The sequence below is a fragment of the Methylobacterium sp. CM6244 genome (assembly GCF_054817885.1).
Genome location: NZ_CM139247.1, coordinates 3,564,339 through 3,589,023 on the forward strand (window position 1 = coordinate 3,564,339; position 24,685 = coordinate 3,589,023).

20 protein-coding genes are annotated in these 24,685 nt (G+C 66.1%); 10 read left to right on the forward strand and 10 right to left on the reverse strand.

What is annotated here, in order from left to right:
• Nucleotides 1-2 precede the first annotated feature (2 nt).
• The 5 genes from ACYQML_RS16615 to ACYQML_RS16635 all read right to left on the reverse strand — a co-directional run bounded on the left by ACYQML_RS16615 (nucleotide 3) and on the right by ACYQML_RS16635 (nucleotide 5,920).
• Entirely contained in the window at nucleotides 3-1,412 is a 1,410-nt protein-coding gene (locus ACYQML_RS16615; protein WP_461233453.1) for an LLM class flavin-dependent oxidoreductase, read from the reverse strand.
• 47 nt (nucleotides 1,413-1,459) lie between these two features.
• Nucleotides 1,460-2,728 carry an SfnB family sulfur acquisition oxidoreductase gene (locus ACYQML_RS16620; RefSeq protein WP_461233454.1) on the reverse strand — a complete coding sequence of 423 codons (1,269 nt, stop codon included), beginning with the start codon at nucleotides 2,726-2,728 and terminating at the stop codon, nucleotides 1,460-1,462.
• 47 nt (nucleotides 2,729-2,775) lie between these two features.
• Nucleotides 2,776-4,245: a carbohydrate porin gene (locus ACYQML_RS16625; protein WP_461233455.1), complete on the reverse strand. Its 1,470-nt coding sequence runs from the start codon at nucleotides 4,243-4,245 to the stop codon at nucleotides 2,776-2,778.
• Nucleotides 4,246-4,918: 673 nt separating this feature from the next.
• Nucleotides 4,919-5,260, reverse strand: coding sequence for a helix-turn-helix transcriptional regulator (locus tag ACYQML_RS16630; RefSeq protein ID WP_461235744.1), 342 nt, complete (start codon nucleotides 5,258-5,260; stop codon nucleotides 4,919-4,921).
• A 3-nt stretch (nucleotides 5,261-5,263) separates the two neighbouring features.
• Entirely contained in the window at nucleotides 5,264-5,920 is a 657-nt protein-coding gene (locus ACYQML_RS16635) for an AraC-like ligand-binding domain-containing protein (protein ID WP_461233456.1), read from the reverse strand.
• 568 nt (nucleotides 5,921-6,488) lie between these two features.
• On the opposite strand from ACYQML_RS16635, the gene ACYQML_RS16640 reads away from it, so the two are divergent.
• The 10 genes from ACYQML_RS16640 (at nucleotide 6,489) to ACYQML_RS16685 (ending at nucleotide 20,568) form a co-directional block, all read left to right on the forward strand.
• Complete coding sequence (locus ACYQML_RS16640; protein ID WP_461233457.1) at nucleotides 6,489-10,166, forward strand: flagellin N-terminal helical domain-containing protein; 3,678 nt, start codon at nucleotides 6,489-6,491, stop codon at nucleotides 10,164-10,166.
• A gap of 91 nt (nucleotides 10,167-10,257) precedes the next feature.
• A complete protein-coding gene (locus tag ACYQML_RS16645; protein WP_056433946.1) occupies nucleotides 10,258-10,641 on the forward strand; it encodes a flagellar biosynthesis repressor FlbT in 384 nt (127 codons plus the stop codon).
• A 467-nt stretch (nucleotides 10,642-11,108) separates the two neighbouring features.
• Nucleotides 11,109-12,680: an ABC transporter substrate-binding protein gene (locus ACYQML_RS16650; protein ID WP_424753573.1), complete on the forward strand. Its 1,572-nt coding sequence runs from the start codon at nucleotides 11,109-11,111 to the stop codon at nucleotides 12,678-12,680.
• Between the two features lie 99 nt (nucleotides 12,681-12,779).
• A complete protein-coding gene (locus tag ACYQML_RS16655) occupies nucleotides 12,780-13,760 on the forward strand; it encodes an ABC transporter permease (protein WP_461233458.1) in 981 nt (326 codons plus the stop codon).
• Entirely contained in the window at nucleotides 13,760-14,683 is a 924-nt protein-coding gene (locus ACYQML_RS16660) for an ABC transporter permease (RefSeq protein WP_056433956.1), read from the forward strand. Before ACYQML_RS16655 ends, ACYQML_RS16660 begins: the two co-directional genes overlap by 1 nt.
• Nucleotides 14,683-16,518, forward strand: coding sequence for an ABC transporter ATP-binding protein (locus ACYQML_RS16665; protein WP_461233459.1), 1,836 nt, complete (start codon nucleotides 14,683-14,685; stop codon nucleotides 16,516-16,518). The genes ACYQML_RS16660 and ACYQML_RS16665 overlap by 1 nt, the downstream gene beginning before the upstream one ends.
• Complete coding sequence (locus ACYQML_RS16670) at nucleotides 16,518-17,372, forward strand: DeoR/GlpR family DNA-binding transcription regulator (RefSeq protein WP_461233460.1); 855 nt, start codon at nucleotides 16,518-16,520, stop codon at nucleotides 17,370-17,372. Before ACYQML_RS16665 ends, ACYQML_RS16670 begins: the two co-directional genes overlap by 1 nt.
• Nucleotides 17,365-18,657, forward strand: coding sequence for an allantoate amidohydrolase (locus ACYQML_RS16675; protein WP_461233461.1), 1,293 nt, complete (start codon nucleotides 17,365-17,367; stop codon nucleotides 18,655-18,657). Before ACYQML_RS16670 ends, ACYQML_RS16675 begins: the two co-directional genes overlap by 8 nt.
• The gene (locus ACYQML_RS16680; protein ID WP_461233462.1) at nucleotides 18,654-19,622 is read left to right on the forward strand and encodes a phosphotransferase; all 969 of its coding nucleotides are present in this window, start codon (nucleotides 18,654-18,656) and stop codon (nucleotides 19,620-19,622) included. Before ACYQML_RS16675 ends, ACYQML_RS16680 begins: the two co-directional genes overlap by 4 nt.
• 10 nt (nucleotides 19,623-19,632) lie before the next feature.
• Nucleotides 19,633-20,568, forward strand: a complete 936-nt coding sequence (locus ACYQML_RS16685; protein WP_461233463.1) for a phosphotransferase — start codon at nucleotides 19,633-19,635, stop codon at nucleotides 20,566-20,568.
• Nucleotides 20,569-20,638: 70 nt separating this feature from the next.
• Here the strand turns inward: ACYQML_RS16685 and ACYQML_RS16690 are convergent, their stop codons facing one another.
• Genes ACYQML_RS16690 through ACYQML_RS16710 form a run of 5 tightly spaced genes read right to left on the reverse strand, consistent with a single transcriptional unit; the run spans nucleotide 20,639 to nucleotide 24,376 of the window.
• A complete protein-coding gene (locus tag ACYQML_RS16690) occupies nucleotides 20,639-20,989 on the reverse strand; it encodes a Rieske (2Fe-2S) protein (protein ID WP_461233464.1) in 351 nt (116 codons plus the stop codon).
• Nucleotides 20,961-21,665, reverse strand: a complete 705-nt coding sequence (locus ACYQML_RS16695) for an ABC transporter ATP-binding protein (protein WP_207412490.1) — start codon at nucleotides 21,663-21,665, stop codon at nucleotides 20,961-20,963. The genes ACYQML_RS16690 and ACYQML_RS16695 overlap by 29 nt, the downstream gene beginning before the upstream one ends.
• The gene (locus ACYQML_RS16700; RefSeq protein WP_200919231.1) at nucleotides 21,658-22,473 is read right to left on the reverse strand and encodes an ABC transporter ATP-binding protein; all 816 of its coding nucleotides are present in this window, start codon (nucleotides 22,471-22,473) and stop codon (nucleotides 21,658-21,660) included. Before ACYQML_RS16700 ends, ACYQML_RS16695 begins: the two co-directional genes overlap by 8 nt.
• Complete coding sequence (locus tag ACYQML_RS16705) at nucleotides 22,470-23,507, reverse strand: branched-chain amino acid ABC transporter permease (protein ID WP_461233465.1); 1,038 nt, start codon at nucleotides 23,505-23,507, stop codon at nucleotides 22,470-22,472. Before ACYQML_RS16705 ends, ACYQML_RS16700 begins: the two co-directional genes overlap by 4 nt.
• Nucleotides 23,504-24,376 (reverse strand): branched-chain amino acid ABC transporter permease, encoded by an 873-nt coding sequence (locus ACYQML_RS16710; RefSeq protein WP_461233466.1) that lies wholly within the window; start codon nucleotides 24,374-24,376, stop codon nucleotides 23,504-23,506. Before ACYQML_RS16710 ends, ACYQML_RS16705 begins: the two co-directional genes overlap by 4 nt.
• Nucleotides 24,377-24,685 lie beyond the last annotated feature (309 nt).

Sequence of the window (24,685 nt, forward strand, 5' to 3'; positions counted from 1 at the left end):
TCTCACTCGGCCGCCGCGGCGGGGCGGAGCGCGGCCTCCCGTGCCTTCACCGCCTCGATATCGCGATAGGCATGGGCCGGGTGGGTCTCGGGCAGGAGCGGCCCGCGACCGAACAACTTCTCGCGCAGCGTTCCGGGGCGATAGGCTTTCGGATAGGCGCCACGCTTCTGGAGCTCGGGCACGAGCAGGTTCACTGCGTCCTCGAATGTCTCCGGCGTGACCGCATAGGCGAGGTTGAAACCGTCGACGTCCGTCTCCTCGGCCCATTCCTGGAGGATGTCGGCCACCGTCGAGGGAGAGCCGACGAAGACCGGCCCCAGGCCGCCGATCCCGCCCCAGCGGGCCAGCTCCTCGATGGACCAGGGCTTCTCCGAGCCGGCAAAATTCTCCACCATCGAGACGATGGCGTTGGTCTCGACCTTTCGGATCTGATCGGTGGGCGCGTATTGCCCGAAATCGATCCCGCTCCAGCCCGACATGAAGACCAAAGCACCGTCATAGGACGTATAGCTCTGGTATTCCTCGAACTTCGCTTGCGCCTTCTCGTCGGTCTCGGCCACGATGACGGTGGTGAGGTTGTAGACGAGGACGTCGCGCGGATCGCGGCCCGAGGCCGCCGCTTTGGCGCGCACGTCAGCCACATAAGCCTTGAGGGTCGCCTTGATCGGGGACGCCACGAACACGCATTCGGCATGTCCCGCGGCGAATGCCTTGCCGGGGCCTGACGCGCCGGCCTGATAGAGTACAGGCGTGCGCTGGGGCGACGGCTCGCAGAGATGATAGCCCGGCACGGTGAAGTGACGGCCCTGATGCGCGATCTCGTGGACCTTGGCCGGGTCGGTGAAGATACGCCTGTCGCGGTCGCGCTGGACGGCGCCGTCCTCCCAGCTGCCCTCGAACAGCTTGTAGAGAACCTCGACATACTCGGCCGCGACCTCGTAGCGGTTATCGTGCCGCTTGAGTCCGCCTTCGCCGATATTCTTCGCCCCACTCTCCAAATAGGAGGTGACGATGTTCCAGCCGACCCGGCCCTTGGTGTGGTGGTCGGCTGTCGAGAGGCGGCGGGCGAAGGTGTAGGGGTGCTCGAACGAGGTCGAGGCGGTGATGCCGATGCCGAGATGCTCGGTGGCGAGCGCGATCGGCGCCGCGAGCTGGATCGGGTCGTTCACAGGGATCTGCGCCGCCTGATGCAGCGCGTGCCAGTTCGATCCCTTGTAGACGTCGTAATAGCCCACGACGTCGGCGATGAAGATCCCGTCGAAGATGCCCCGCTCCAAGGTCTTGGCGAGATCTGTCCAGTATTCCAGGTCCTTGTACTGCCAGGACCGGTCGCGCGGATGCGCCCAGAGGCCCGGCGACTGGTGGCCGACACAATTCATGTCGAAGGCGTTGAAGCGGATCTGGCGGGTCATGGATCAAGTCCGTTGAGGCGGGCGGTCGGCTCCGAAGCGCGGTTGCGTCAGCTCCAGGGATGGCGCGGCGGGTGAATACCGTTGAGGTAGTGGTTGCCCACGTGGAACAGCTTCCAGCGAACCGGGTCGTGGAGCGTGTGGGTGCGGGCGTTGCGCCAATGGCGGTCGAGACCGTGCTGGGCCAGGGTCGAGCGGGTTCCCGCCAGTTCGAACAGCTTGTTCGTCGCCAGGATCGCGATATCGGTGGTCAACACCTTGGATTCGGCGGTCCGCACGGTGGCCTCGCCAACATTGGCTTCGGACGGATCGGTATGGGCGCGGTCGATGGCCTTGCCGGCAATGTCCAGAAGGGCTTCGGCGGCGTGCAACCGGATGGAGAGGTCGCCGATTGCCGCGATGGTGAACACGTCCTCCGACGCCCGGTCCTGGCCGCTATCGACCCAGGGCCGGCTCTTCGTCCGCACGAACGCGATGGTGTCCTCGATGGCGCCCCTGGCGATGCCGGCATCGATCGCCGACTGGATGATCTGCGAGACCGGTCCGGCGATGGTGGGACGGTCGAACGCCTTGACCGGCAGGAGGCAGCGGCGCGGGAGGCGCACATTGTCGATGTTCACGCTTCCCGATGCCGTCGTGCGTTGCCCGAAGCTCGACCAGTCGTTGCTGATGCTGATCCCGGGCGCGTCCCGGTCGGCGAAGGACAGGAAGCCTTGCCCGTCCGGGTCTATGGCGACGATGGGAATGATATGCGCGAGAAGCGCACCGGTGCTGTAGAATTTCTGGCCGTTGATGACCGCCTCGTCGCCCTCATAGCGGATGGTGGTCTCGAAGGCGGCGACGGTCTTGCTGTTGAGTTCGGAGAAGGCGTTGCCGAAGCGCAGTCCCGCCAGGACCCAACCGAAGAATTCGGCTTTCTGGGCGTCGGTCCCGTCGATGTCGATATGCGCATTGATCGCAAGATGGTTCTGGGTGATTTGCGCGAGGGAACTGTCGGCCGCCGCGATGATCGCGATCACCTTCGCGAGCGTCGCATAGGAGAGCCCGGGGCCGCCATAGGCTTTCGGCACGTTGATCGCCCACAGGCCGCTCTGGGAATAAGCGTCGAGTTCCGGCAGGGGCAGGAGTCCTTCCCGGTCCCTCAGCGCGGCTCCCACCGCGAAGTCCGCCGCGAGCCGCGTCGCGGTGGCGATGGCGTCCTCATCCGTCCGGACCACGTCCGCAGGTCGGTCCGGCCGTGGCCGCGGCGGGATCGGGTCGTGTGAATTGACCCGGGGGTGCACGGTATAGTCGATGCTGGTCTCGGTCAGGGAACCCACGATGGCCCTCCTTCTGAATGATGGTGACTGTGCGACGATCCGGGGCTTCAGCCCGGAGACAGACCGAAGATCGCTCCCAGCGGCACGATCAATGTCGCACCGACGTAGAAGCCGTCCTTGCTGCGGTTGGCGGTGTAGGGGTTCCAGTAGGAACTCCCGTTGACCAAGTATTGAACCACCGGCTCGAAGAAGATGCCCTGGCCGAGCGCCAGATGGGCGTTGGCCTCGAAGACAAGCTTGTCGCGGGAATACGGTGCGCCGGTCCCGCCCGAGATGAAGTTGGCATCCGAGAGGAACTGCGCGTAGTCACCCGCGATCCGCTGCCAGTTCACCTTGACCCCGTAACGGTCGAAGGGACGCGATTGGTCGGGGGCCTGGAGGGTGACGCCCGCGAACGCGTTCCAGCGGATCGGAATGGTCGGGTCGGGCGCGTAGGCGAGGCTGGTATAGGCCTGGATGGAGGTCGGGTTCAGGTTGGCCGCGTCGGCACCGCCATCGGCTCGCCAGACAACCTGGCTCGCGGTGAGGATCACGCCCGAAGTGCCCGATTTCTGCAGCACCAGGGCGCCGGGATCGAGTCCCTTCGAGGTGCCGAACACCGTCTTGAAATTATCGGCGTGGTCCGCCGTGTTGTAGAAACCGGTCAGCGCCACCCGGCTCGGATAGGGATCCGTCACGAAGGTCGTGGCGTGCCCGATCTCCGCGAGGACCAATGCGCCATTGAGCGGCTCGTAGTTCCAGTCGTAGCCCGACAGGAAGTTGGCGCCGCTCGTGACCGCGAAAGCGCCGGCCTGAACGTAATCCTGCGCCGACAGCTTGTAGGCGACGTTGCCGCCCCACACGCCGTAAAGCGGTGAACTCAGGCCGGCATTGATCTGGAGGATGTCCTGAAAGCAGCTGACGCTCGATTGGCAGGGCGGCAGCGCATAATAGCGATTGGGATGGGTGCGTCCGACCTCTATGGCCAGCCGATCGTCGAACAGGCGCTGCTCGTAGGTCAGCACCGAGAGGCGGGCGAAGTCGCGGTTGAAGGTCGGCTGATAACCGATCGTGGTATCGCCGATGTCTCCGCCCATGTTGCGGTTGTTCCAACGCAAGCCGAAGAAGGTCTGCGTGTAGTGGAACCAGCCGCCCTTGATGCCGGCGATCCTGTCGAGATCGGCGTCGAGGCTCAGCAGATAATAGGTCGAATTGGATAATTGTCCCGGACGAAGTCCGGCGCTCGGATTGGAGAAGAAGTATTCGTAAGCATTGACGTCGAAGCTGAGGCCATGGGCGGCGAGGCTGGCCGCATAGGGCGCCAGCGGCCCATGCCATTTCTCGGTGCCGTCCGGTGCGACGCCGATCGCGCTCGGATCGGTACGGGGGCCGGCCTCTCCGGTAAAGGTCTCGATCGCGCTCGGCGACTGAGCCCATGCGCCCGTCAGACCGAGCGGCAGGGTGCAGGCGAGGCACGTTCCCACCAGGGCACTCTGAAGGCGGCGGCTATGAGACGGGGAATTCGCGAAATCGGTCATCAAGGCTCGTCTCTCGCGGGCAGGCGGGTGCCATCGGCGGGCGCAAGCACGCGTTCGTGAAGTCGAAACGGAATGGAGTGCAGGCCGGCACAAGACAAAGCATGTATCGCGCAATGTTCCCGCTGTTGTAGCCCTGTCTCGAAGTGGAAAATTCCCGCTTCTGAACGAGCTTAGCTTATGAATAAATATGCAATGATATCGAAACGAACGTCAATGAACGGTGTTGCCTAATTTATCGACTATCTCGGAAGATGATTTCCTCCTGGGACCACATTTGAAAATACGATTGCTGACGTCGTGATACCGGCGGTCCTGGCATTCAATCCGAGATAAAACGCCTCGATGCCGTCGTGCCCACGGAGGTCCACGGCCGTGCCGTTCAGGACGCTGTGACCGTTTTCGAAAAAGACCGCCCGAACCGTCGATCTTGGCCGAGATCGAGGTGATCGCCGTCCATTGCGAGGCATGCTCGCCCTGGTGGTCCAGGACCATCCGCACCGCGCCGGCACGAACCTCAGGGGAATACGGTGGGATTCACTTCGCCCTCGCTCTGCCCTCTCGAGAGTGGGAGCCTCTGGGAAACACGGAGCGGTTCAACGGCCGAACGGGCCGCAATTACGATAACGCTCCTCACGATCGGACGGGCGACGTCTCTGCCGATCTCGTGTGGCGCTCAGGCGCTGAGGCTCCGCATCCAGCCGAGCAGCACCGGAATGCTATCTTGGCTACGGTGCGCGACCAGCCGCTCCTCCAGTGCCTCGCTCGGAAGGAATCCGAAGCGTCTGCGAAAGGCACGGCTGAAGGTCTTCTCGTCGGAGAAGCCCGTGGCGTAGGCCACCGACGAGATGCGCGGGCGCCCGCCCGCCGCGCCGAGGAGCTTCATCGCCCGCAGCAGGCGCCGCTCGCGGATGTAGCTGGCGACCCCGCCCTCATGCTCGAAGAGCCGGTAGAGCGTGGCCCGCGAGAGCCCGAACTGGGTGATCAGCGTATCGATCCCGAGGGATTCCGAGGCCAGTTCCTACTCGATGAACTGGCAGATGGCGATCTTGTTGAGCCGGTCGAGGGCCGGCGCCTGGTTCACGTCGGGCTGGAAACAGGCGGCGCAGAGATCGGCGGCCGCGCTCGACAGGTAGCGCAGCTGGTGCGCCTCGGCGGAGGCGGCGCTGGCCACCAGGCCGGACAGGTACGTGTAGGAGAGGTGCCGCACGGGGGCCGAGCGGTAATCGAGGGGTTGCCCGTGCAAATTCTCGATGGTGGCGATCTGGTCGCCGAGGAGCTTGCGCGGCAGCATCACGTTGGTGGCAGAGACCGGCCCGGCCTCGCTGACGATCGGCTGGGTGAGGTCGAAGACCACGAGCTGGGAAGCCTTGATCTCCACTGAGCGTCGAGCGGCGCCCATCCGGCTTTGGCCGGCGGTGTAGAACTGGATCAGGATGTGGTCGACGCCCTGCCGGGCGATGGTCCGGGCCGAGCGCTTCAGGCGCTGGGCCGGCGCGGTCACGGAGCCGATCAGGGCTTCCCCGAAATGATACGTGGTCAGGGCGATCGGCGAGGCCAGATCGGCATCCGACGCGAGCTCGGCCTCGAAGACCGGCGCAAGATGATTGCACCAGGACTGAGCCAGCAAAGCCGGATCGGTGGGAGCGATGAAACGGTCGCAGAGAATGCCCGTCATAAATCAAGGCCTTCAAAACGGTGAAGGCCCATGGTCGTCACGCCGCAGCACGGAACCTGATGTCTTATGGAAGCTTCGCCCTGAGACAGATTTTCTAATGGCAGCATCATCAACCGATACTCGAAAGAGAATTCATCTCGACCATGACTTTGTACAAACAGACCACATCCTATCGATAGAGAAGTACTTACGTACAACATCACCAGCATAACATCATATTTTAATAAATCTTTAATTTACGGAGACTTGGATTTCAACGTGATCGGGTCGCGATGAACAGTCTTATCGGCCGATTGTGATCCGGCCTGCCGTCAGGGTCATTTGAAACGGGCCGGCGACCAAGGCAAGCAGGCCAATCCGCATGGGGGCTCGATTATGAGACAAAAACGACTATGTTTGAGATACGAAGTAACCTAAAGACGCTTTGAGACACTATGCTACTTAGATGAGACGCATTGCCCCTCAATACAAACACAATTCGAGCATCAATTAAGATGTCGATAAGTGGATCACCCCCTGTCTGGGGCGTCGCCAACAGGGCGATGTCTCGATCAACAGGATCCGCCCGATGTCCGGCAGCATCACCCTCACATCCGCAACGCGCCAAAACCTGCTCTCGCTCCAGGACACGGCAAACCTGCTCTCGACCACCCAGAACCGGCTCTCCACCGGCAAGAAGGTGAACTCGGCACTGGACAACCCCACCAACTTCTTCACGGCGCAGAGCCTGTCGGCGCGCTCCAGCGACATCAGCTCGCTGCTCGACGGCATCTCCAACGGCGTCCAGGCGATCCAGGCGGCGAGCCAGGGCATCACCTCGATCACCAAGCTTCTCGAAACCGCCAAGTCCACGGCCAGTCAGGCGCTCGCCGACAAGACCGGCGGCAGCAGCGGCATCAGCGGCGGCGCGACGGAGCAGGCTGCCAAGGTGACGGGCACCTCGACCTTGGCCTCCCTCGGCACCACCGACGCCACCGGCGAAACCACGTTCGACTTCTCCGGCCCGACCAAGGACGCCTCTCTCGAGATCACCCTGGGCGGCACCAAGTCGACCATCCGCATCGATTCCGCGACCCTCGCCTCGTCCGGCACCGACCTCTCCAAGATCACGTCGGACCAGCTCCTCACCGCCATCAACGGCCAGATCGCCAACAACAGCGCGCTGGCCGGCAAGGTCACGGCCGGCACCAGCCCCGACGGCCGCATCACCTTCGCGACCACCACGACGGGAGCATCCGCCAGCCTGACCGTGGCGGGTTCGGCCAATTCCACCATGGATATCGGCTACGGCAAGTCCACCACTACGCCGACCTCCGCCACCGTCACCGCCAATGCCGAACTGGCCGTCGCCACGGATTTCTCCACCGGCAGCGCCTCCCTGGTGGTGAGCGACGGCAACACCTCGGTCCAGGTGCAGCTCGACAAGAACTCGGCCACCGACGAGCTCGGCGGCACGCTCGGCGCCTCGGCCACGCGGGAGGATGTCGCGAAGGCCATCAACAAGCAGCTCAAGGATAGCGGCTCCACCGCGACGGTCGAACTGTCCAGCACCAACAGCCTCGTGTTCAAGTCGGCCGATGTCGGCCCCGACGCGCAGATCTCCGTGATCGGCGGCATCGACACCACGGGCGGCAACGGCGCGGCCGGCATCGGCTTCAGCACCTTCACAGCGAGCACGCCGGTCGCGGGCACGGCGGCCGTAAATTCCACGACGACACCAGCCGGTGGTGCGGTCGCCGCTCAGACCCCGACCGTTGGCGCGGCCGCTGTCAAGGGTGCCGTTGCTTCCACTGCCACTGTACCCGCCACATCCACCCTCGGCGCCGGTCAGAGCACGACCTTTTCGGTCACCGACGCAGTCGCCAACAAGACCATCAACATCACGATCAACAAGGACTCGCTCGACGCGAACGGGGCTGCTCTTGGAACGACGGCAGTCACTGCAGAGAAGATCAAGGAAGCTGTTCAGCGGCAACTCACGGCTGCCGGATCGGGAATCGTCGCGACCTTGTCCGGAGGCGCGACCGGTTCACTGAAGTTCGAAAATGCAGCCGTCGGCGCTGGTAGCGACCCTGTTCTCACGACCCAGGGCAACAACCTCACCGATCAGATCGGCCTGTTCAGCGCGCCCTTCAAGACAGTGGCTGGGACGATCGCGGCCAATACCGACCTGACGGGTGGCAAATCCGCCACGTTCACCGTCACCGACGGCACGACGCCGAAGACCATCACCATCGATGCGGCGAAGCTCGACGCATCCGGCACCGCGATCGGTACCAACCCGAACCAGCAATCGCTGGTCGAGGCCATCAACAACCAGCTCAGCGGCTCGGAATACTCCGCCTACATCGATAGCTCCAACAAGCTGACCTTCGTCGGGCCGAACGATACGGCCGCAGCACCGCAGATCACCAACGCCTCCGATACGATCGGCCTCGGCCTCGGCACAGCCAACACGCTGACGGCCACCAACGAGGCGACCACGCCGTCCGCCAGTACCGCCGCGAAGGTGACTGCGACCGGTACGGCAGTCTCCGGAGTAACAGGAACGGGTGGTGACCCCTTTGCCCTGACCACGACCGCGAACACGTTCTCGATCGGCGACGGCATCACGACGGTCGAGATCTCGATCGCTTCCGACACGGCGAAGGTCGGCGGTGGGACACTCGGCACAACGCCGAGCCAGAATGACATCAAGGCCGCCATCCAGGCGCAGCTCGACGAGGCCGGCGTCAACGTCACCGCCGCCTTCAATGCCAACAAACTGGAATTTACCTCGAAGGGGGTTGGCACCAGCGGCACCGTCACGCTGACGCGCGGTGTCGACGGCACGGGTGCTGCGGGGCTCGGCATCGGCTCGGCGGTTGCCGGCGAGGAGCCCGTGACCGCGACCGGCATCCCAGCCGGTTCCATCGACCTCTCCGGCGGCAAGTCGAGCGCCTTCACCATCCATGACGGCATCATCACCACCCCCGCCACCCCCGCCAAGGCCGTCACGGTCTCGTCGACCAGCCTCGACAAGGATGGCAACGCCATCGGCGAATCGGCAACGCAGGCCAAGGTCGCCGAAGCCATCCAGGTCCAGCTCGACACGGGTGGCATCAAGGCCACCGTCTCCTTCGTGGACGACAAGCTCCAGGTGACGTCGAACGCCGTCGGTGCCGGCGCCGCCGCCCCGACCCTGACCGCGACGCGCGACACCGCCGGCCTCGGCCTCGGCACCACCACCACCGCCAGCAGCACCCCCGCCGCGGGCGGAGGCACCGCCGCCACCGGCGTCACGGCCTCCGGCACCGAGGCGACGGACGGCTCGTCAAAGGCCTCCATCGTCGGCACCGAGCAGACCGTGACCAAGGATTTCAGCGGCACGAAGGACGCGTCCTTCACCCTGAAGCTCGGCACCGGCCCGCTCAAGCTGATCACGCTCAACAACACGAACCTCGGCACTTCGGCCGCCACCAGCCAGACCGCCATCGCCAAGGCGATCAACGACCAGATCAACGCCGATACCGGCCTCGCCGGTAAGGTCGAGGCGAGCTACGTCAACAGCAAGCTCGTCATCTCGACGAAGTCCTCCGGCTCCGACCAGAAGCTGACCATCCAGGCGGCCCAGGTCACGACCGGCGGTACCACGGGCGTCGATATCGGCTTCGGCGTCTCCGGATCGGGTGCCACCTCCCAGACGGGGTCGGGCACGGATGTGGGCGGCAGCAAGGGCACCAGTTCGGTGCGCTCGGCCCTGGCGCAGCAGTTCAACCTGATCCTCGAGAAGATCACCCAGCAGGCCCAGGATTCCGGCTATAACGGCGTCAACCTGCTGTTCCGCAACAGCAACAGCGCCGCCGACAACACCCTGCACATCGCCTTCAACGAGAAGAACACCTCGGCGCTGGACATCCAGGGCGTGAAGTTCGATGCCGCCGGCCTCGGCCTCGACGCCGTCGAGGGCGGGTTCCAGTCGGACACCGATATCAACGCCGCCATCGAGCAGCTGTCCGAAGCCACCACCCAGCTGCGGACCCAGTCCTCGACCTTCGGCGCCAACCTGTCGATCGTGCAGAACCGTCAGGACTTCTCGAAGAACCTGATCAACATCCTCGACACCGGCGCCGCCAACCTCGTGAACGCGGACCTCAACGAGGAAGCCGCCAACTCGCAGGCCCTGTCGACCCGCAACTCCATCGCCACCTCGGCGCTCTCGCTGGCCAACACGGCCCAGCAGGGCATCCTCCAGCTCCTCCGCTAAGCGCGCGCACTTACGGGGACCGGCGGTCAGCGCCGGTCCCCGCCCCATCCGACGATCGATCCAGGCCCGTTTCCAGAAGGGATTCACCGCTATGGCCCTGCGCCTCGACCTCAAGCCCTACGAGGGTTTCCTCATCAACGGCGCGCTCATCCGCAACGGATCGCGGCGCTCCGACTTCCTCATCGAGACCCACTGCAAGTTCCTGCGCGAATCCGAGGTCATCAAGGAGAGCGAGGCCGATACGCCCGCGAAGATGCTCTGCGTCACCTTGCAGATCCTCTACCTCGCCGACGACCCGGCCGAGGCCGAGGACCTCTTCGCCCGCCAGGCCACCGAGATCATGCGGACGAGCCCGTCGCTCGCCCCCCACCTGCTCGCGATCCACGATGCGATCGCGGACCGCCGCCACCACGGAGCGATCAAGCTGGGCCGTGCCCTCGTGGTCGCCGAGCGGAGCCTTTCCGAGGCCGCGTGATCGATAAGGGTGCCGCGTGGCCAAGCTCCCTCATGCCGGCCGTCACGGCACAACCTCTCGCTTGTAGCGCGGCGGCCCGATGCAGGAATTCCCGGAACGGAGCATCGGCCTGACCGGTTGCCGCGACGCGGTGACGATATGCAGCGAGGCTGCCTCATGGCGCTTCGTCGAACCGGCAGATGAGAAAGGCTGGCGTTGTCCTCCACCGACGCGCCGATGCAGCGCAGGCCCGTAACCGGGCCAGAGCCCTGCTCACATCGCCCCTTCGTCGCGACGCTCGACCCTTCGCTGATCCCCGCCCATCGACGGCACGAGAGAAGTGGATCGTCGATCGGGAGTCTTCCTCTCGCCCCGACCCCGCCACCATCCGCCCCATGCCCGTTTTGACCGATTCGAGCGCTCTGGCACGCGCCGTGCTTTGTGGTTTTTGACCACTTTGACGGATACGTGGCTTTGGGAGTTTCGGGATGGCCGACGGGATGGATCGCAGGCGTTTTCTGCAAGGCAGTGCGGCACTGGCCGGTGTCAGCCAGATCAATCCGGACTTCCTGATCTCCTCCGCTTTCGCGCAAGGGGGAAAGCCGCTGGTATTCCTGTCCGCCGAGAACATCACCGGCAACTGGGATCCAACCGCTCACACCACGCTCTCGCAGAAGAACATCGAGGGATTCGTGATGGGCTTCCTCACCCGCACGCCGATGACGCTCGATGACCCGAGCAAGGTGGTCTACGAGCTCGCCACCGATATCCAGCTGATCGAGCCCACCCGCCTGCAGATCAAGCTGCGCAAGGGCATCCACTTCCACGACGGCAAACCGTTCAAGGCCGAGGACGTCAAGGCTACCTTGGAATACGGCTCGGGCAAGGACCGGCCGGCGCAATGGTATCCCGGCCCGACCGACACGCTGACCATCACGACGCCCGACGACGAGACCGTCATCGTCGACACGTCGAAGGGCGGCTATCCCGCCCATCTCTTCATCTTCCTGGCGTCGTTCCTGCCGATCATGTCGGCCAAGGACATCGCGGAAGGGCCGGGCGGCGCCCTGACCCGCCGGCTCAACGGCACGGGTCCGTTCCGCTTCGTCGAACAGCGCGGCAACAGCACCGTCCTCGCCGCCTTCGACGGCTACTTCAAGGGCAAGCCGGCGATCCCGGGCATCGACTTCACCTTCACCGGCGACTCAACCACCCGGATGCTCTCGCTGATGAACGGGCAGGCCTCGATCGTCGAACGGCTCGAGCCCGAGCAGGTCGAGACCGTGAAGGCCAACCCGAAGATCGCGATCAATCAGGTCGTCTCCGTCGAGAACAAGTATCTCTGGTTCCGCTGCTCCAAACCGCCCTTCAACGACGTGCGCGTCCGGATGGCGGCCTGCCACTCCATCGACCGGGCAATGATCGTCGAGCTTCTGGGTGCGGCCGGCCACGCATCCGCGAACTACGTCTCGCCCGTGAAATTCGGCTACGTCGATCTCGAGAACTATCCGGCCTACGACCCCGCCAAGGCGCAGGCGCTGCTGGCCGAGGCCGGCTTCCCGAAGGGGAAGGGGCTGCCGCCGCTCGAATACATCACGTCGGTGGGTTTCTACCCGAAGACCAAGGAATACGGCGAGGTCATCACCGCGATGCTCAACGAGCAGGGGTTCCCGGTGAGCCTCACCGTCCTGGAACCGGCGGCATGGAACGAGCGCCTCTACCATCGCCCCGGCGGCGGCCCGGGCCACATGGTCGATTGCGGCTGGTCCACGGGCTCGCCGGAGCCGGATCTGGTGCTGCGCACCCATTTCCACTCGTCCTCGCACCGGATCACCGGCATCGAGGACGCCGCGATCGACGCGAGCCTCGACAAGGAGCGGGCCGCGCCCACGCTGGAAGCACGCAAGGCGATCCTTCAAGACGAGACCATGCCGCTCCTCGCGGCGAAGGTGCCGGCTTTGTCGCTGTTCACCTCCGTGATGATCCACGCGATGCAGAAGGAGCTGCAGGGTCTCTATGTCTATCCCGACGGCTCCATCGACGCCTCCAAGACGGTCTGATCGACCAGCCCGATCCCATGCGCGTCGGGCGCGCGACACGGTCCGCTCCGGCGGGAGCCGTGTCGCGCCCTGCCGAACCCGTCACCGGACCTGCACCCGATGTTCGTTCTCAGTTTCCTCGCCCGGCGCCTCGCGCAGGGTGCGGTCATCATCTTCCTGGTCTCGCTGCTGATCTTCACGCTGCTTCGGGTCGTGCCGGGCGATCCCGTGCGGCTCATGGCCGGCGGCATGGCGCCCGAAGCCCTGATCGAGCAGATCGCCACCCAGATGGGTCTGCGCGATCCCATCCCGGTCCAGTTCGGACGCTACATGGTGCGCGTCGTCCAGGGCGATCTTGGCCAGAGCTTCGTGCGGCCGGCCAACGGCGCGTCGACCGGCGGCGCGACCTTCAACGACACCACCCGCGGCGAGCGGGCGAAGGTCCTGGACCTCATTCTCGATGCCCTGCCGATGACCCTGCAACTGGCGGCATTGGCCCTGCTCTTCGCCCTCGTTTTCTCCAGCCTTCTCGGGATCGCGGCGGGCCTGCGCCCGGGCGGCATCGCCGATAAGCTGGCTTTCACCGTCTCGTCGGTCTTCGTCTCACTGCCGAATTTCTGGCTCGGCATCGTCCTGGCGCTGTTGTTGTCGGTGAAGCTCGGCTGGCTGCCGGCGATCGGCTATGGCGGCTTCTCCTACACCGTGCTGCCGGCCCTGGTGCTCGCGGTGGAACTGTCGCCGGTGCTGATCCGGACTTTGTCGGGGGCCGTCGCCGCGCAGATGAGCGAATCCTACGTCGCCGTCGGCCATGTCCGCGGATTGTCGCCGAGCCGGATCGTCGCCGCCCATGCCCTGCGCAACGCCTCCGTCCCGCTGCTCAACCTGCTCGGGGTGCAGTTCTCCAGCCTGCTCGGCGGCGTGATCATCGTCGAATACATCTTCGATTATCCCGGTCTGGGGCTACTCACCATCAATGCGGTGCTGCAGCGCGACTTCCCGCTGATCCAGGGCATCGCGATCGTCACCAGCGCGATCTTCGTCCTCATCAATATCCTCGTCGATCTCGCCGCCACCTCCATCGATCCGAGGCTCGAATACTGATGAGCGCCCTCGACGCCACCCTGGTCGCCCAGCCATTGCGGGTCGACGTCGCCGCCTCCCGCTCGATCGGCCGGCGCATCCTCTCGCATGCCGGCCGCTCCACCGAGTTCCGCATCGGCTTCGCGCTGTTCACGCTCCTCGCCCTCGCCGCTGCCTTCTACCCCGAGCTCAGCGGCATCGATCCCTTGAAGATGAACGTGCGCGCGCGCCTGCTGCCGCCGCTGTTCGTCGGTGAGACCTGGAGCTGGGCCCACCCGCTCGGCACCGACCAGATCGGCCGCGACATGCTGGTGCGCAGCCTCGTCGGCCTGCGCTACTCCTTCCTGATCGGCGTTGCCTCGGTCGCCGTCACTCTCCTGATCGGTTGTGCCCTCGGCACGATCGCGGGTTATTTCGGCGGTCGCACGGATACGGTGGTGATGCGCATCACCGACGCGCAACTCTCGATCCCGATGATCATCTTGGCCATCGCGGTGCTCGGCGTCTCGCGTCCGACGATCCCGGCAATCATCCTAGTACTCGGTCTGTCGAACTGGCCGGTCTATGCCCGGGTGATGCGGTCGATGGTCATGGCCGAGCGTGGCCGTGAATACGTGCGGGCCGCGCAGGTCTCCGGGGCGACGCACCCGCGCATCATCCTCACCCTGCTGGTGCCCCTACTGGTGCCGCCGCTGCTCTTCACCTCGGTGCTCGACGTCGCCCGGATGATGATCTTCGAGTCGACGCTCGGATTCCTCGGTCTCGGCGTGCAACCGCCGACACCGACCTTCGGCAACATCATCGCCGATGGCCGCAAGTACCTCCTGAACGCCTGGTGGATCGCCACCATGCCGGGAGTCTTCCTGTGCCTTACGCTGACCAGCATCAACCTGATCGGCGCCGCCTTCGAGCGCGCGCGCAACACGATTCACGGAGGCGCCTGATGGGCCCCGTCCTCTCCGTCCGCGATCTGCGGATCGACCTGAGCCTTCCGGGTCGCGAGCGCCGTATCCTCGACGGCATCTCGTTCGACGTCGCGCCGCGTGAGATCGTCGGCGTGGTCGGCGCTTCCGGCGCCGGCAAGACGGTGCTGTCCCGGGCGGTGGTCAACTGGATCGCGCCACCCCTGGTCATCGACGCCGGCGAGGTTCGGTTCCGCGACCGCAACCTTCTCACGCTGCCCGCGCGCGAGATGCGGCGGCTACGCCGTGACATCGCCTATGTCGGTGCCAATCCCATGGGTGCGCTCGATCCGACCCTCCCGGTCGGGCGCCAGATCGTGGAGAAGATCCGGGCGGTGGCGCCGGAGGTGAATGCGGCCGAAGCACAGGACCGCGTGATCGCGATGCTCGACGCGGTGCGCATTCCCTCGGCGAGCGCGCGCTTTCACGATTACCCGTCGCAATTCTCCGGCGGGATGATGCAGCGGGCCCTGATCGTCGACGCCATGATCTCGAACCCGGCGCTTCTGGTCGCCGACAACGTGACCCAGCCCCTTGACGTCACCGTCGCCGCCCAGGTGATCCGCCTGATGCGCGAGCTGACCGAGGGGTTCGACACCGCGATCCTGTTCGTCTCGTCCTCGCTTCCCGTCGCCCGCGAGGCGGCGAGCCGTATCCTCGTCATTGATGAGGGCAGGCTGGTGGAGGAGCAGCCGACCGAAGCGCTGATCGCCGCGCCCCGCCATCCCTATACCCGCGAACTCGTGGCGCAGATCCCTGCGATCTGGAGCGCGCGGCCGACGGTGCCGGCCATCCCGCGGAAGGCCGTAATGCCGGGCTCCGCCATCGTCAGCCTGCGGGACGTGTCGCAGACCTACCGGGTGAAGAAGCGCGGCAGCTTTGCCGGGACGAGCGCGCTGCGCGCGGTTCGCCACGTCACCTTCGACATCCACAAGGGCGACAGCTTCGCGGTGGTCGGCGAATCCGGCTGCGGCAAGTCCACCCTGATGCGCCTGCTCAGCCGCCTGGAGCGGCCCAGCAGCGGCGAGGTCCTGTGTGAGGGGAGGGACATTGCAGGGCTTTCCGGGTCCGAGCTTCTCGCCTTCCGGCGCAAGCTTCAGCTCGTGCTCCAGGATCCGTTCGACTCGCTGCCTCCGCGCACGGGCATCGGTGCGATGCTCGAAGCGCCCCTGCGCACTCATGGCTGGCGCGACGGCCGGCGTATCCGCGACAAGGTACGGGACGTCATGAACGATGTGGGGTTGCCCGTCTCGCTCTACGACCAGTTGCCGCTCGGGCTTTCCGCCGGGCAGCGCCAGCGCATCAACGTCGCCCGCGCCATGGTGCTCGACCCGGAGATCCTGCTCATGGACGAGACCCTCTCGGCCCTCGACCAGACGGAACAGTTCAAATTGCTGGCCTTGTTCGACACGCTCCAGCGCGCGCACGGCCTCACCTACATCTACATCAGCCACGACCTCGCCATGGTGCGCAAAGCCTGCAACCGTATCGCCGTGATGTATCTCGGCGAGGTCGTGGAACTCGCCGATAACGAGCGCCTCTTCTTCGATCCCGGCCATCCCTATACGCGGACCCTGCTGTCGGCGATGCCGACCCTGGAGGAGCGGCGCTACCGGCCGGAGGATTGCCTCCTCGAGGGCGAGCCCCCGAGCCCGATCGACCTGCCGACCGGCTGCTCGTTCCGGTCACGCTGCCCGCAGGCATTCGAGACCTGCGTCACCCTGAGCCCGCACCTCGGCGTGCGCGGATCGCGCGATCTCGCCGCCTGCCATCTCGAGACGGATCCCGCCCCGAACCGTGTCGCCGGACTCGTCTGATGCACGGCTTGTTCCTTCGGCGGGTCCATCTCCCGGTCGGCGTCGGGACCGGGGCACATGGCCCCGGATCGGCGGCAAAGGAGGGAATGCATGCGATGGGGATCACCGGGCGTCGCCTCGATCTCGTCCTCGATGCGCTCGAACGCGACGGGCGGGTGACCGTGAAAGACCTCGCGACCCGGCTCGCCATCAGCACCGAGACCGTGCGGCGCGACCTGCGCGACCTCGAACTGCGTGGCCATGCGCGGCGGGTCTATGGCGGGGCCGTCCTCGACCGGAGAGAGAGCGACAGGCCCTTCGATGAACGTGTCCGGGTCGCCGCCCGGGAGAAGGCGCGGATCGCAGAGGCCGCCCTGCCACTCGTCGAGGACGGCATGACCGTCTTCATCGATGCGGGCACCACGACACTGGCCTTCGCCCGCAAGTTGCTGGGCCGGCGCATCCGGGTCCACACCAACTCCATCGACATCGCAGCGATTCTGGCGGGCGATCCCCAGGCGCAGGTCACCGTGCTGGGCGGAGACATGAAGCCGGACTACAGGGCCCTGTTCGGCCATCGCACGCACGCCGTCCTGCGCGAGCACATCTACGACGTGGCGATCATGGGCATCGTCACCGTGCATCACGCGCATGGGTTCATGGATCTGGGCGAGGACGAGGCGGTCCTGCGCCGTTTCGCCGTGGAGCGCACGCGCCACTCCGTCATCCTGGCCGATTCCTCCAAGTTCGGCCGGCTCGGCACGATCCGCACCTTCGGCCTCGACGCCGTCGACACCCTCGTCACCAACGCCCCTCTCACGCGCGATATCGCGCGGGCCTTTCAGCGCACACGAGTGGATGTGATCCATGCCTGAGACGACCTCACCCTCTTCCGTACGGATCGACCCCGCGCGCCTCCAGGCCATGATGGAGGCTGTCTCCGTTTTCGGCGGCGGAGCGGACGGCTCCATGACCCGCCTGACCCTCTCGCCCGAAGACGGACAGGCGCGCGACTGGCTCGCCACGTGGTTCCGCGAGAACGGCTTCACGAGGAAGGTCGATCCTATCGGCAATCAGTTCGGTCGCCTCGATCTGGCCGGCGCCAACGCCCCCGTGGTGATGGTCGGCTCCCATATCGACAGCCAGCCCAATGGCGGCCGTTTCGACGGCGCACTCGGTGTGATCTCCGCCTGCGAGGCCATCCTGGCGGTCCGCGAGAGTCTGGAAAAGAGCGGCGGCCGGTCCGCCTGCAACTTCGTGGTCGCCAACTGGACCAACGAGGAAGGGGCTCGCTTCCAGCCGAGTCTCCTCGGCAGCAGCGTCTTCACGGGAGCGGCGGACCTGGCCTGGGCCCTCGACCGGCGGGACGGGGCGGGGATCTCGGTCGGCGAAGCTTTGGAGAGCATCGGCTATGCCGGGACCGACACCGTTCCGATTCCAGACGCCTATCTCGAGTTGCACATCGAAGGCGAGTCGGTCCTCGAGCGGGAAGGGCTGCGGTTCGGTGCCTTCACGCGGTTCTGGGGAGCCGTGAAGTATCGCCTCGCCTTCCTTGGGCGGCAGGCCCATACCGGGCCGACCCCGATGGCGGCGCGCCACGACGCTCTCCTGGCCGGGGCCTATGTCATCACCGACCTCAAGGCGCTGGCCGGGGAATTCGGGCTCGACCTGCACACCTCCGTCGGCCGGATGGAGGTGTATCCGAACTCGCCCAATACCGTTCCGAGCGAGGCCGTGCTGTTCATCGAGCTCCGTTCCGGATCGCAGGCGATCCTGGCCGAAGCGGAGACGCGGCTGCTGGCGAGCATCGAGGCGGCAGCCGCACGGGCCGAAGTCGGGCATGAGATCCGCTCCATCGACCGCCGCGCGGCCGGACGGATGTCGCCCGGTCTCGTCCACCTCGCCGAGCGCGCGAGCGACGCCAACGGCGCCCCGGCCCGATCCCTCGACACGATCGGCGGCCATGATGCGATCAGCCTCGCGGCGGTGTGTCCCTCCATCGTGCTGGCCGTCCCCAGTGTCGGCGGCGTGATCCACCACCCGACCGAGTTCACCACGCCGGAGGATCATGCCTTCGGCACGCAAGTCCTGGCGGATATGCTCCTTATCCTGGCCAACGAGGGCCTATCGGTCCTCGAAGTGGAGAAGGAGCGTCGGTGAAAGCGCTCGGCATGCCGGCGGATACGCAGGAACGCCTTGCCGAAGCGGCCCTTGCCGCCGCGCCGATGCTGGCGGGGAGGGCGGTCCATTATCGGGAGGCCGTGCCGGGGGTCGCCTCGCCGTCCTATCACGGCGTCGAATCGACCTCGTACCTCGTCGGCGAGGCCGTGGATGCGGCACCTCGCTACTTCCTGAAGGTGGGGGAGCGAGCGGCCGCGGCCTTGCTCGATCCCTCCGCTGCCTTCCGGGCAGCGCAACGGATCGCCTCCCTGGGTCTTGCGCCTCGCCCCCTCCACTTGGCCGAGGCGGAGGGCGCGATCCTGTTCGAGTCTCTCGGCCCCGAATGGCGTCCCGCTACCCTCGACGCGTTGCGCCGGCCCGAGCGCATGATCACGGTCTTCGAGGCCTTCCGGCGCATCGGTGCCGGCGAACCGTTCGAACGTCGCTGGAGCGTCTTCGAGGCGATCCGCGGGCTTCGCGCATTCCTCGGCGAGGAGGCCGACACCCTGCCGCAGGATTCCTGGTTCCTGTTCGATTGGGTCGACGCCATCGAGGCGGCGCTGACAGCCGCCGGAACCGAGATCCGTCCGGCCCATGCCGACCCCCATGCCTCGAACCTGCTGTTCTCCCCGGACAGCGCGCTCCGGCTCGTGGATTTCGACATGGCCTGTGACACCGACCCCCATTACCAGCTCGGCGCCTTTCTCAACGAGGCCTGCCAGTTCGACGCCCAGATGAAGCCTGCGATCGAGATGGCGGAAGGGGCTTACCGCGACGCCATCTTCCACCGTTGCCGGGCCTATGCCGCCGCCGACGATCTCCATTGGGGCCTCCGGGCCCTGGCTATGGACCGCCTGTCACCCCGTCGCGCCCTGGAATTCCGCAAATATGCGGCCTGGCGCTTCCTGCGGTGCCGGATGCGGGTCTGTGGACCGGGTTTCGAGGAAAGCCTGAGATCCCTGTGACGAGGCGAGCATGATATCCCTGGGCGGCGGCACCACCGATACCGAACGCGCCTTCGAGGCCATTCTCCGCTCGGTCGCGCCATGGCAGGGACGCCCCATGCGCTATCGCCAGGTCCTGGGCGGCATCAGCAACATGAATTGGCGCGTCGAGATCGATGGCGAACCGCATGCCTATTTCGTGAAGATGCCCGGTCGCGGAACGGAAATGTTCATCGATCGCGCCGCCGCCCGCGCCGCCAGCCGGCAGGCCGAAGCGATCGGACTCGGGCCCCGTACCTTCGATCATCTCGACGCACAGGACATCGAGATCGCCGAGTTCGTCGATGGCCGACGTCCCTCGACCCACCGCGACTTCGCCGACCCCGCCCTGCGGGCCGAGGCGATGGGCGTCTATCGCCGATTCCACGCAGCGCCGCTGCTGCCCCTCACCAAGACCGTGTTCGACATGATCGCCGAACATGACCGGCAGGTGGCCGAACTCCAGGCGCCGATGCCGCCCGATCATGTGTGGCTGACGCGCCAGACGCGCTTGGCGCAGTCGGCGCTCGAAGCCTCCGGTCTCGATCTCGTACCCTGTTTCAACGATCCGATGCCGGGCAACTTCCTCATTGGCGAGGATGGCTCCATCCTGCTGATCGACTTCGAATACGCCTCCAACAACGATCGCCTCTACGACCTCGCGATCTGGAGCGGAGAGATGTTCTTCCCCGAGAGCGTCGATCGCGAGCTGATCGAGGCGTATTTCGGGCGCTACGACGAGGCATCGTTCGCCCGCCTGATGGTGCACAAAGCACTTGCCGACGTGAAATGGTCGACCTGGGCGATGGTGCAGAACACCATTTCCACCCTCGATTTCGACTTCTACAAATACGGAATCTGGAAACACATGCGGGCCCGCTCGATCATGAACGATCCGCGCTGGCCGATCTTTCTGAAGGCGCTCTGATCACTGGGCTTCATCGCCGCAGCGCCGAGACGATCGTCTCGGCGAGCGAACCCGGCGATGCCATGCGACCTCATGCGTCGGATTCGATCCGTACCTGGATATCGCCCCCCTTCCTGCGGGTCGGGTAGGTGCGGAGGTCGCGAAAGAACCATCCCGGCGAGACGGCACCATCCGTCAGCGCGAACCATGCCGCGTGCCTTGGGCAGAACAGGCGTCCCCCGGAGCAATGGCCGAGGGCGAGATCCGCCCCTTCATGCGGGCAGGCCCGTTCCGCCGCGAAGATGCCGTCACCGTCCCGCACGAGCACGAGATGGCGCCCGGCGACGAAGACGGGGAGAATGGCCCGGCCGTCCAGGGCCCCGATCCGGCAGGCATGGATCCAGGCCCCGCCTTCAACCGCCGAGATAGGCTTGGCGCACATGCGGGTCCGCGATCAGCGTAGAGCCCGGCCCCGCCAGTACGATGCGGCCGGTCTCCAGCAGGTAGGCGTAGTCGCAGAGTTCGAGAGCCGCGAAGGCGTTCTGCTCCACGAGGAGGACCGTGGTGCCAGTGTCGCAGATCGCCCGGATGACGGCGAACATGCGCTCGACGATGTTGGGGGCGAGCCCCAGCGAAGGCTCGTCGAACAGGACGAGCCGGGGGCGGGACATCAGCGCACGGCCGATGGCCAGCATCTGCTGCTCGCCCCCCGAAAGGGTGCCGGCAGCCTGGTGCTTGCGCTCGGCGAGGCGCGGGAACTCGCCGTAGATGCGCGCGAGATCGGCGGACACCCCGGGCGGATCGCGCCGCAGGTAGGCGCCCATGGCGAGGTTCTCCGCGACGCTCATCTGCGGGAACACCCGCCGCCCCTCCGGGCAATGGGCGATGCCCTGGGCCAGCACCTTGCGCGGGTCGGTGCCGGTGATGTCCCGGCCGGCAAAATGAATGCTGCCCGAGCGCGCTGGGATCAGTCCCGAGACGGCCCGGAGCGTCGTCGACTTGCCGGCGCCGTTGGCGCCGACCAACGCCACGAGCTGTCCCTCCTCGACCTTGAGCGAGAGCCCCTTCAGGGCCGTCACCGTGCCATAGCCGCAGACGAGATCGCGGATCTCAAGCATCGATCGTCTCCCTGGCGGCCTGTGCGGCTTCGCGGGCGGCACTTCCCTGGCCGAGATAGGCCTCGATCACGGCCGGATCGGATCGGATCGCCGCCGGCGGCCCCTCGGCGATGAGGCGGCCGTAATTCAGCACCACGATCCGGTCGGACACTTCCATGACCATCGGCATGTCGTGCTCGACGAGGAGGATGGTGACGCCGCGCTCGCGGATCGAGCGGATCAGACGCACGAAGACCTGGGTCTCGGAGGCGTTCATGCCCGAGACCGGCTCGTCGAGGAGCAGCATGGCAGGCTCGGTGGCCAGCGCCAGCGCGACCCCGACGAGGCGTTGTTCGCCATAGGCCAGGGACCCGGCTTTCTCCTGGGCCCGGCCGGAGAGCCCGACCCAGTCGAGGAGTTCACGGGCCCGGTCTCGCAGAGCCGCCTCGCCGGTGCGGTCCCGCCCGAGCAGCGTGTCGACCAGTCGCGCGCGGCCCCGCCGATGCAGGCCGATCATCACATTGTCGAACACGGTGTCGTCGGGGAACACGCTCGTACGCTGGAACGTCCGACTCAGGCCGAGACGGACGATCTCGTGCGGCTGCAACCCCTGGAGGCTGGTGCCGCGGAACCGGACCTGACCCTGGCTGGGCTTCAGGAAGCCCGTCATCACGTTGAAGGCCGTCGTCTTGCCGGCCCCGTTCGGGCCGATCAGGCTGACGATCTCGCCGGGATGGACGTCGAAATGCAGGTCGGCGATGGCGACGAGGCCGCCGAAGCGCACGCCGACATGGTCCACCGACAGGATGGGAGCGCGGATCTCGCTCATGGCCTGGCCTCCACGGGCATCCGGGCGGTTGCACCACCGGGCGCGTGACGGCGCGTGGCGAGACGGGCGAGGCCCGGCACGATACCCCGGGGCATGACGAACTGGATCACGATCAGCACGAGGCCGAACACCATCCATTGCGCCTCCGGCACCATGACCGGCCGCAGGGCGACGGGAAGCAGGCCGAAGATCAGGCCGCCGACGACGGGGCCGAGCAGCGTGCCCTTGCCGCCGCCCACCACCATGATGACCATGGTCACCGTGGTGGAGAACAGGAACACGTCGGGATCGATGATGCGCAGGTAATGGGCGTAGAGGCTGCCGGCCGCCCCCGCCATCGCCGCCGAGATCACCGCCGCGAGGGTCAGGGTCCGGGTGGCGTTGATGCCGACCGAGAGGGCCAGGGACTCGTTCTCCTTCAGGCCCCGCATGGCCCGTCCGAAGCGCGAACGCACGAGGCGGGCGATGAGGGCGTAGCAGAGCGTGCCAACCACGAGGACGAGGTAGTAGTTCTGCAGCTTCGTGCGCAGGGTGACGGAGCCGAGGCCGGGCAGGGCGAGGCTGAAGGGTGGGATGCCCGTCAGCGCCAGGGGGCCCTGCGTCAGCTCCACCCAGTTGAGGGCGACGAGCCGCACCACCTCGGCGAAGGAGATCGTCACGATGACGAAATAGGCACCCCGCACCCGGAAGGAGAGGCGGCCGACGAGGTAGCCGCAGGCGGCCGTCGCCAGCACGGCGAGGCCGAAGCCCACCACAGGCGGCCACGGCTCGTGTACGATGCGAAGGCCCCAGAGCAGCTCCACGTCGAAGCCGAGGCTCGTAAGGGCGCTGACATAGGCGCCGATGCCGAAGAAGGCGATGTGCCCGAGGCTGAGCTGCCCGGTGAAGCCGAGCAGCAGGTTCAGGCTCATGGCCGCGATGGTGACGATGCCCGTCGTGATCAGCGCGTTCAGCAGGTAGGGGTTGTGGCCCAGCGCGAAGGGCAGGGCGGCCAGCGCCGCCAGGAGGGCGAGAGCGGGGAGGTGCCGGGTCATCCGATACGCTCCGCCTTGGCGAAGAGGCCGGTCGGCTTGAAGATCAGCACCGCGATGATGATCAGGAAGCCCATGGCGTCCCGATAGCCAGACGAGATGTAGCCGGCGCCCAGTTCCTCGGCCAGCGCCAGGATGAAGCCGCCGATGGCCGCCCCGGTGACGTTGCCGAGCCCGCCGAGAATCACGATGGCGAAAGCCTTCAGCTCGGCCATGCCGCCCATCTGCGGGAACACCACATAGACCGGCCCAAGGAGCGCGCCGGCCGCTGCCGCGAGGCTGGAGCCGACGGCGAAGGTCGCGGTGTAGACGAGCCGCACGTTGACTCCCATCAGCGAGGCGGTGTCATGGTCCTGGAAGGTCGCCCGCATGGCCAGCCCGAGGCGGGTCCGGTTGATGAGCCAGTAGGTCAGCCCGATCAGCGCGAGAGCCGCGCCTAGTACGAACAGCCGCAGCCACGACACCGAGACGGGTCCGAGTTGGAGGGGCGCATCCGGGAACGGCGTCGGGATCGATTTCGCGACGCCGCCGAACAGCCAGAGCGTGCCCGATTGCAGGACGATGCCGGCGCCGATCATCACCAGCATGGTCGTGTCCATGTCGGCGCTGCGTAAGGGCCGCAGCAGCACGAGGTCGAGGATTGCGCCGAGCAGGAGGCCGCCGAGGATCGCGGTCGGCAGAGCGGCGAAGAAGCCGAGCCCGAGGGCGGTGACGGCGAGGTACATGACGTAGGCGCCCACCGTGTAGAGGGCGCCGTGGGTGAAGTTCACCACGTTCATGATGCCGAAGATCAGGGTCAACCCGATGCCGAGCAGGGCATAGGTTCCCCCCAGGACCAGGGTGTTGAGGAGGTGCTGCAGGAATTCGGTCATCGAGGCCTCGCCTGTAAGCAGGTGATACGGTCGTCGGCTGAGCGTCAGTGCAGAGTCAGCGAGCTTGGCGCGGGTCCCTGTCCGTCAGCGTGACGGCAATTGCGCGGGATGGGCGGCCCTCCTCCCCCTTGTGGGGAGGAGTTGGAGGTGGGGGTGGTTGAGCGACCCTCAGCTCGCGGGGGCTAGCGGAGCCACCCCCACTCCTAACCTCTCCCCACAAGGGGGAGAGGGACGCGCTCTGCCTGCAAAAACAGATGGGGGAATCCAGTAGCCCTAAGGAGAAGAGCCTGTTCCGCATGTGTTACCCGA